This is a genomic window from Streptomyces sp. NPDC051677, assembly GCF_044453465.1.
Lineage (GTDB): Bacteria > Actinomycetota > Actinomycetes > Streptomycetales > Streptomycetaceae > Streptomyces.
The window spans coordinates 84,379-92,032 of sequence record NZ_JBITCT010000018.1; the positions used below are offsets into that span (position 1 = coordinate 84,379).

Annotated in this window: 7 protein-coding genes; 1 reads left to right on the forward strand and 6 read right to left on the reverse strand. The window is 69.3% G+C overall.

Annotated elements, in window-relative coordinates; all coding sequences use genetic code 11:
* Nucleotides 1-13 precede the first annotated feature (13 nt).
* The 6 genes from ACIBAF_RS22470 to ACIBAF_RS22495 form a co-directional block, all read right to left on the reverse strand.
* Nucleotides 14-1,654, reverse strand: a complete 1,641-nt coding sequence (locus ACIBAF_RS22470; protein ID WP_399465094.1) for a beta-N-acetylhexosaminidase — start codon at nt 1,652-1,654, stop codon at nt 14-16.
* Nucleotides 1,655-1,656: 2 nt separating this feature from the next.
* Nucleotides 1,657-2,502: a carbohydrate ABC transporter permease gene (locus ACIBAF_RS22475; RefSeq protein ID WP_399465219.1), complete on the reverse strand. Its 846-nt coding sequence runs from the start codon at nt 2,500-2,502 to the stop codon at nt 1,657-1,659.
* Nucleotides 2,503-2,527: 25 nt separating this feature from the next.
* On the reverse strand, nt 2,528-3,421 hold the full coding sequence (locus ACIBAF_RS22480; protein WP_399465096.1) for a carbohydrate ABC transporter permease: 894 nt from the start codon (nt 3,419-3,421) through the stop codon (nt 2,528-2,530).
* Nucleotides 3,421-4,734 carry an extracellular solute-binding protein gene (locus ACIBAF_RS22485; RefSeq protein WP_399465098.1) on the reverse strand — a complete coding sequence of 438 codons (1,314 nt, stop codon included), beginning with the start codon at nt 4,732-4,734 and terminating at the stop codon, nt 3,421-3,423. Before ACIBAF_RS22485 ends, ACIBAF_RS22480 begins: the two co-directional genes overlap by 1 nt.
* A 209-nt stretch (nt 4,735-4,943) precedes the next feature.
* Nucleotides 4,944-5,243 carry a DUF3039 domain-containing protein gene (locus ACIBAF_RS22490; protein ID WP_180291590.1) on the reverse strand — a complete coding sequence of 100 codons (300 nt, stop codon included), beginning with the start codon at nt 5,241-5,243 and terminating at the stop codon, nt 4,944-4,946.
* Between the two features lie 30 nt (nt 5,244-5,273).
* Complete coding sequence (locus ACIBAF_RS22495) at nt 5,274-5,846, reverse strand: YqgE/AlgH family protein (RefSeq protein ID WP_399465100.1); 573 nt, start codon at nt 5,844-5,846, stop codon at nt 5,274-5,276.
* A 284-nt stretch (nt 5,847-6,130) separates the two neighbouring features.
* On the opposite strand from ACIBAF_RS22495, the gene murA reads away from it, so the two are divergent.
* Entirely contained in the window at nt 6,131-7,477 is a 1,347-nt protein-coding gene (murA, locus tag ACIBAF_RS22500; RefSeq protein WP_079661923.1) for a UDP-N-acetylglucosamine 1-carboxyvinyltransferase, read from the forward strand.
* The last annotated feature ends 177 nt before the right edge of the window (nt 7,478-7,654 follow it).

Below are 7,654 nucleotides of genomic sequence, written 5' to 3' on the forward strand. Positions count from 1 at the left end.
TCGGGTTCGGGGCTCAGCGGTTCGGGGGCGGTCCGTCGATCGGGCGGCCGAGGACGCCGGGCCGCCGCTGCCACGGCCGGGGCCCGGACGGCGGGCGGTAGCCGACCCCCAGGGCGTCGAGTCGCCCGTAGTGGGCCTGCATCCGCCGCTCGAAGTCGGCGAAGTCCCGTTCCGCCGGGGCGGGCAGGGCGCTCCAGGCGACCTCGGCGAACGCCGCGAGACGGGGGAAGGCCTGGTAGTCCACGCGCGCGTGGTCCTCCATGACCTCCGTCCACAGGTTGGCCTGTGTGCCGAGCACGTGCGCCGCCTCCCGGGGCGTCAACTCCGCGGGCACGGGTTCGAACCGATAGACGTCCTCCAGGGTGCGCACATAGCCGATCGGCACGGGCTCGTCCGGGCCGCCGTCCTGCCGGTGGTCCAGGTACACCTGCTGCTCGGGGCACATGACGACGTCGTGCCCCGCGCGCGCGGCGGCGATCCCGCCCGCGTACCCGCGCCAGGACGACACGGCCGCGCCCGCCGCGAGCCCGCCCTCCAGGATCTCGTCCCAGCCGATGAGCCGACGCCCGCGCGCGGAGAGCCACTTGTCGAAGTGGCCGATGAACCAGGACTGCAGTTCGTCCTCGTCCGCGAGTCCGAGTTCCTCGATGCGGGCCTGTGCGGTGGGCGACTGCCGCCACTGGTCCTTGAGGCATTCGTCACCCCCGATGTGCACGAACTCCGAGGGGAAGAGATCGAGGACTTCCTCGAAGACGCCCTCGTAGAAGCGCAGGGTGTTGTCAGTGGGGGCGAGTACGTTCGGGTTGATCCCCCAGGTGTCCCAGACGGAGAGGGCGGTGCCCCCCTCGATGGATGCAGTCGTGGCGTCGGTGTTGCCGAGTTCCGGATACGCGGCGATGGCGGCCTGTGAGTGTCCGGGTACGTCGATTTCGGGGACGACGGCGATATGCCGCTCGGCGGCGTACCCGACGATCTCCCGGATGTCGTCCTGCGTGTAGAAGCCGCCGTGCGGCTTCTCGTCCCACAGGGGTGAGGCGCGATGGCCGAATTTCGTGCGGGCCCGCCAGGAACCGACCTCGGTCAGCCGGGGGTGCCTCTTGATCTCGACGCGCCAGCCCTGATCGTCCGTCAGATGAAAGTGGAAGACGTTGAGTTTGTGCGCCGCCATCAGGTCCAGGTAGCGCAGAACGCCTTCCTTGGGCATGAAGTGCCGGGCGACGTCGAGCATGAGGCCGCGCCAGCGGAATCGGGGGGCGTCCTCGATCGTGACGTGCGGCACGGTCCAGACGCGGTCGCGGCCGAGCGGCGCCCTGCGGTACGCGTCGGCGCCGATCAGCTGCCGCAGAGTCTGGGCGCCCCAGAAGACGCCGGCCGCGCTGCCGCCCTCGATGCGGACGCCGGTCCTGTCGCTGACGAGGCGGTACTCCTCGGGGCCGAGCCCGGGGTCCAGTCGGAGTCCGATGCCATCGACGTCGGTGTCGTCGAGCTTCCGCCCCTCGTGCAGCGGCAGGCCGGTGGCCTGCCTCAGGACGGTGCGCAGCCAGTGGCCGACGCCCTCGGTCGCGGTATCGGCGCAGATCCGCGAGTGCGCCGTCAGCCGCACCTTCTCGGAGCCGGCGAGGACCCGGCGGGGCGCCGGAATCAGTGATGTCATGGTCAGTCCTTTACCGCTCCGCCCAGCCCCGAGACCAGCCGTCGCTGTACGAGTACGAAGAACACCAGCACCGGAATCGTCATCACCGTGGAACCCGCCATGACACCGCCCCAGTCGGGGTCGTCCGGCTTGTAGAAGACCAGCAGGGCCATCGGCAGCGTCGACTGCGATGTGTCGCTGATGATGAACGACTTGGCGAACAGGAAGTCGTTCCAGGCGGAGATGAAGGAAAACACGCTCGTGGCCACCAGCCCCGGCAGGACGAGCGGGAAAAGGATCTGCCACAGAAAGCGCGCACGGCTCGCCCCGTCGAGGTACGCGGCCTCCTCCAACGCCTCCGGAACCGCTTTCACGAACCCCCTCAGCATCCAGATCGCGAACGGCAGCGAGAAGGCGATGTGGGGCAGGATCAGCGACCCCAGGGTGTTCAACTGACCGAAGTCCCGCATGAGGAAGAACAACGGGATCGTCAGGGCCTCCACAGGCACCATCTGAGCCACCAGGAACATGATCAGCAAGGTGGTCCGGAAGCGGAACCGGAATCGGGTCACGGCGGTCGCGGCGAGAAACGCGATCACTCCGGAGGCGATCACCACCGAGCCCGCCACGACCACGCTGTTGAGGAAGTAACGGCCGAATTCCTGCTGTCCGAACACCCGCCGGAAGGAATCCAGAGAGGGCGCGAGCGTCCACGGCCGCGGCTCGCTCGACTCGATCTCCCCGGCCGGTTTGAAGGCGCTCAGCACCATCCAGTACAGCGGGAAGGCGACGACGGCCGCGATCAGCAGCGCACTCGCCTCGGCGGCCAGCCGCCACGGACGGGCCACCAGGCCCCGCAGCGGATTCACAGCTGCTCCCCGCACGATCGCTCCCTCACAGTTCCTCCCCCTGTCTGCGCAGCAGCCGCAGGTACACCAGCGTGACGGCGAGCAGGATCAGCAGCATCACGACGCCGATCGCCGACCCGAGGCCGTACTGCGAGGACGCGAAGGCCTGTTGATAGGCGTAGACGTTCAGGACGAGGTTCTGACCGGCGATGCCTCCGCCGTTCGTCATCACGTAGATCTGGGTGAAGACCTTGAAGTCCCAGATGACCGACTGGATGGTGACGACCACGAGGATCGGCCGCAGCATCGGGGCGAGCACCGAGCGCCAGATCCGCCACTGCGAGGCGCCGTCGAGCGCGGCCGCCTCCAGGACCTCCGTCGGCACGGCGCGGATCCCGGCGTAGACGGTGACCATCACGAACGGGAACGAGCACCACACCACTTCGAGGAGGACGAGAAGAAAGGCGCTGTAGCGGCCGTACGTCCACGAGTGGTCGCCGAGACCGAGCACCCGGTCGACCGGGCCGAAGTCGGGGTCGAACAGCAGCAGCCAGACCGTGGAGCCGGTGACCGCCGGGGTCGCCCAGGCGCCCAGCGCGGCCAGCGTCAGCGCGAGCCGGGGCATGGCACGCACGCGCGTGAGCAGCACGGCGAGCGCGCAGCCGACGGCGAGCGTGGAGAGCACACAGGCCGCCGCGAAGACGACCGTCGCCAGCAGCACCTGCCAGAACTGGTCGTCCGAGAACACGTCGGCGTAGTTCCCGAACCCCCGGAAGACGGTGGGCTGACCACCGCTGACCTGCGCCTGGGTGTACCGGAACAGCGAGATCAACCCGAGCTGGTAGACGGGATACGCCAACAGCCCGCCGAGGACGACAAGCGCAGGAGCGAGGTAGAGCCAGGGGGCCTGCCGGCTCCGCCCGCCGGGCGTGCCCGGCATCACCCGGCGGAGCCGAACGCCGCGTCCATCTTCTTGGCCGCCTCGGCAGAGGCCGCCGCGACGTCCTTCTTGCCGCTGATGACCTCCTGGAACATGGTCGGCAGGACGAGGGACGAGTCGATCTGCGACCACGCGGGCGAGGCGGGCACGAACTTCGTCCCGGCGGCCAGCGTCCGCACGAACGGCTTCACGAAGGGCTCCTTGGCCGCGACCTGGTCCCGGACGTCGGTGAAGGTGGGCAGGAAGCCCATCGCGTCGAACAGCGAGCCCTGCGTCTTCTTGGAGGCGAGGGCCTCCATCAGCTGGACGGCGAGAGTGCGGTGCGAGGTGCTCTTCAGGACGCCGATGTTGTTGCCGCCCGCGAAGGCCGGGGCGATCGAGCCGGACGTGACGCCCGGCAGCGGGACGACCGCGTAATCGCCCTTGACCTTGCCCGCCTCGACCGCCGTGTGGCTGAAGTCGCCGCCGATCGCCATGCCCGCCTTGCCGGCGGCGAACGCGGTGACGGTGTCGTTGCCGCCCATGCCCGCGCACTTGGCGGCGGGACAGTTGTCGTCGGAGAAGAGCGAGGTGTACGCGGTGATGCCCTTGCGGGCGGCCGCGCTGTCGACGGCGGAGGCGTACGAGCCGTTCTTGCCGTCGGCGAGTTCGCCGCCGGCCGCCCAGACGAAGGGCATCGCTCCGTAGGTGTAGGCGCCGCCGACGACCAGCCCGTACAGGTCGGGTTTCGCGGCGCGGATCCTGCGCGCGGTGGTCGCCAGCTCCTCCATGGACCTGGGGACGGCGAGGCCGAGTTCCTTGAAGACGTCCGTGCGGTAGTAGAGGGCGCGGACGCCGACGTAGAACGGCGCGCCGTAGAGCTTGCCGTCGACGGTGACGGACTGTTTGGCGGTGGGGTCGGTGTCCTTGGTCTCGCTCCACTCGCCGAAGTCCTGGGTGACGTCGAGGAGTCCGCCGTCGTGGACGTAACCGGCCGTGTCGGTGTTGCCGTACTCCATCACGTCGGGGGCGGACTTCGGGTCGTTGAAGGCTGCCTTGACGCGCTGGGCGCGGGTGTCGACGGGGATGTACTCGACGGCGACCTTCGTGCCCTTGTGGGCCTTCTCGAAGGCGGCGACGACGGAGTCGACGACCTGTTCCTTCGGCTTGTTGCCGACCTCCTGGAAGAGCCAGACGCGCAGGGTGCCCGTCTTGGCGTCGGTGTCGGACGAGGAGTTGTCGGACGTCTGGGGGGCGCAGGCGGTGACGACCAGGGCGGCGGCCGCGAGCACGGCGATTCTGGTGGGGAGTGAGGGGAGCGTGGGGAGCTTCATGGAGCGATCCTCCGAGCGTTGCGTTGCAACATGCGCAATGGCTGTTTTGCTCTGCACAACACACTGGAGGCTAGGGACTGCATGAACACGACGACAAGAGGTCTCAACCACTCTGTGACCACCTGACGCACCCCGTGCAACGACAGAAACACGCAAAGGCCCCCGAAGCGCGTCAGAACGCGCTCCGGGGGCCTCGGAGGACCGGCAGGCTACTTCTTGTCGCCGCCCTTGCCCTTGTCGTCGCCGCCCATGCCCATGGACTCGAAGATCTCCTTGCACATCGGGCACACCGGGTACTTCTTGGGGTCGCGGCCAGGCACCCAGACCTTGCCGCAGAGGGCCACGACGGGCGTCCCGTCGAGGGCGCTCGCCATGATCTTGTCCTTCTGGACGTAGTGGGCGAAGCGCTCGTGGTCCCCGTCACCGTGCGACACCTGCGGCGTCGGCTCTACGAGGGTCCCCGTCCCAGTGCCTCGCTGGGGCTGGGTCTCAGGCTCAAGAGTGCTCATGACGACCAAGGGTACTGAAGCTCACAGCCGTCAGTTGAGCGAAGGGTCGTCCGGGTACGTCGCCACCATCGCCAGCTCACTGCGCTGGCGGCGCAGCACCTCGCGCCAGAGTCTCTCCGGGGAGGGCGAGGAGACGTCGCCGGGCTCGGACTCCACGACGTACCAGGCGCCCTCCACCAGCTCGTCCTCCAGCTGGCCGGGGCCCCAGCCGGCGTACCCGGCGAAGATCCGCAGGGAGCCGAGGGCCGAGGCGAGGAGTTCCGGCGGGGCCTCCAGATCGACGAGGCCGATCGCGCCGTGCACCCGGCGCCAGCCCAGCGGGGCGCCGTCGACGGCCGTGCCGCCCGGGATGACGGCGACCCCGAGGGCGGAGTCGAGGGACACCGGGCCGCCCTGGAAGACGACGCCGGGTTCGCCCGTGAGGTCCGCCCAGCCCTCCAGGATGTCGCTCACCCCCACCGGCGTGGGCCGGTTGAGGACGACACCGAGGGAGCCCTCCTCGTCGTGGTCGAGAAGGAGCACCACCGCACGGTCGAAGTTCGGGTCCGCCAGGGCGGGCGTTGCCACGAGCAGCCGCCCTGTGAGCGAGGACACCTCGGTCATGCCAGACATGATCCCGCATCTTCCCGAGAAGTGGGGAGGCAATGCGGGGTACGGGAGCGGGAGCAGCGGAATCAGGAGGTGCGGCCCCACGGGGACGACGGTGACCCCTTGTGCCCGGCGGGGAACCGTTCGTGTTGTGACACGGCTATGACGTTCCTGGGCGGTCCTTGGGCTTACGGGACAGGGGGCGACGGCGATTACTCTGTCTCATCTGGCCCTGCCCCCGATCCCGGGCCGAACCAAGGCCCTTGCCCCCAATCCTCCATCCATGGAACGCGAGATACATGACCGTCAACGGCTCTGACGACGTACTGCTTGTCCACGGCGGAACCCCGCTCGAGGGCGAGATCCGTGTCCGCGGTGCGAAGAACCTCGTACCCAAGGCCATGGTCGCCGCCCTGCTGGGCAGTGAGCCGAGTCGGCTGCGCAACGTTCCGGACATCCGTGACGTGCGGGTCGTACGCGGCCTGCTGCAACTGCACGGGGTGACGGTCCGTCCGGGCGAGGAGCCGGGCGAGCTGGTGCTCGACCCGACCTATGTCGAGAGCGCCAACGTCGCCGACATCGACGCCCACGCGGGCTCCAGCCGGATCCCGATCCTGTTCTGCGGCCCGCTGCTGCACCGCCTCGGGCACGCGTTCATCCCGGGCCTCGGCGGCTGCGACATCGGCGGCCGGCCGATCGACTTCCACTTCGACGTGCTGCGGCAGTTCGGCGCGAAGATCGAGAAGCGGGCGGACGGACAGTACCTGGAGGCCCCGCAGCGGCTGCGCGGCACGAAGATCCGGCTGCCGTACCCGTCCGTCGGCGCGACCGAGCAGGTGCTGCTGACGGCCGTCCTGGCGGAGGGCGTCACCGAGCTCTCGAACGCGGCCGTGGAGCCGGAGATCGAGGACCTCATCTGCGTGCTGCAGAAGATGGGCGCCATCATCGCGATGGACACCGACCGCACCATCCGCATCACCGGTGTGGACAAGCTCGGCGGCTACAACCACGCGGCCCTCTCGGACCGCCTGGAGGCCGCCTCCTGGGCGAGCGCGGCGCTGGCGACCGAGGGCAACATCTACGTCCGCGGCGCCCAGCAGCGCTCGATGATGACGTTCCTGAACACCTACCGCAAGGTGGGCGGCGCCTTCGAGATCGACGACGAGGGCATCCGGTTCTGGCACCCGGGCGGCCAGCTGAAGTCCATCGCGCTGGAGACGGACGTCCACCCCGGCTTCCAGACCGACTGGCAGCAGCCGCTGGTCGTCGCCCTGACGCAGGCCACGGGCCTGTCGATCGTCCACGAGACGGTCTACGAGTCCCGGCTGGGCTTCACCTCGGCGCTCAACCAGATGGGGGCGCACATCCAGCTGTACCGGGAGTGCCTCGGCGGCTCCGACTGCCGCTTCGGGCAGCGCAACTTCCTGCACTCTGCGGTCGTCTCGGGCCCGACCAAGCTTCAGGGCGCCGACCTGGTCATCCCCGACCTGCGCGGCGGCTTCTCGTACCTGATCGCCGCCCTCGCGGCCCAGGGCACCTCCCGCGTCCACGGCATCGACCTCATCAACCGCGGCTACGAGAACTTCATGGAGAAGCTCGTGGAACTGGGCGCGAAGGTCGAACTCCCGGGCAAGGCACTCGGCTAGGGCCGGCCGAATCAGCCCGGCCGGCGCCTGAGGCCATTGTTGAGCGCAACCACGAGGGGGGCGGCACCCGGAATCCGGGTGCCGCCCCCCCCGGGTTGCCGACCACCCACTAAGCCGGGGGGCCCATGCCCCAGGCCCCGTCCGATTGAATCGACCCCCCGGCGGCCCTGAAGCTGT

Bases quoted from the DNA above. Each gene is read 5' to 3' on its own strand.
- ACIBAF_RS22470 (WP_399465094.1), bottom strand. From the start codon at position 1,654: ATGACATCACTGATTCCGGCGCCCCGCCGGGTCCTCGCCGGCTCCGAG.
- ACIBAF_RS22480 (WP_399465096.1), bottom strand. From the start codon at position 3,421: ATGCCGGGCACGCCCGGCGGGCGGAGCCGGCAGGCCCCCTGGCTCTAC.
- ACIBAF_RS22485 (WP_399465098.1), bottom strand. From the start codon at position 4,734: ATGAAGCTCCCCACGCTCCCCTCACTCCCCACCAGAATCGCCGTGCTC.
- ACIBAF_RS22490 (WP_180291590.1), bottom strand. From the start codon at position 5,243: ATGAGCACTCTTGAGCCTGAGACCCAGCCCCAGCGAGGCACTGGGACG.
- ACIBAF_RS22495 (WP_399465100.1), bottom strand. From the start codon at position 5,846: ATGACCGAGGTGTCCTCGCTCACAGGGCGGCTGCTCGTGGCAACGCCC.
- murA (WP_079661923.1), top strand. From the start codon at position 6,131: ATGACCGTCAACGGCTCTGACGACGTACTGCTTGTCCACGGCGGAACC.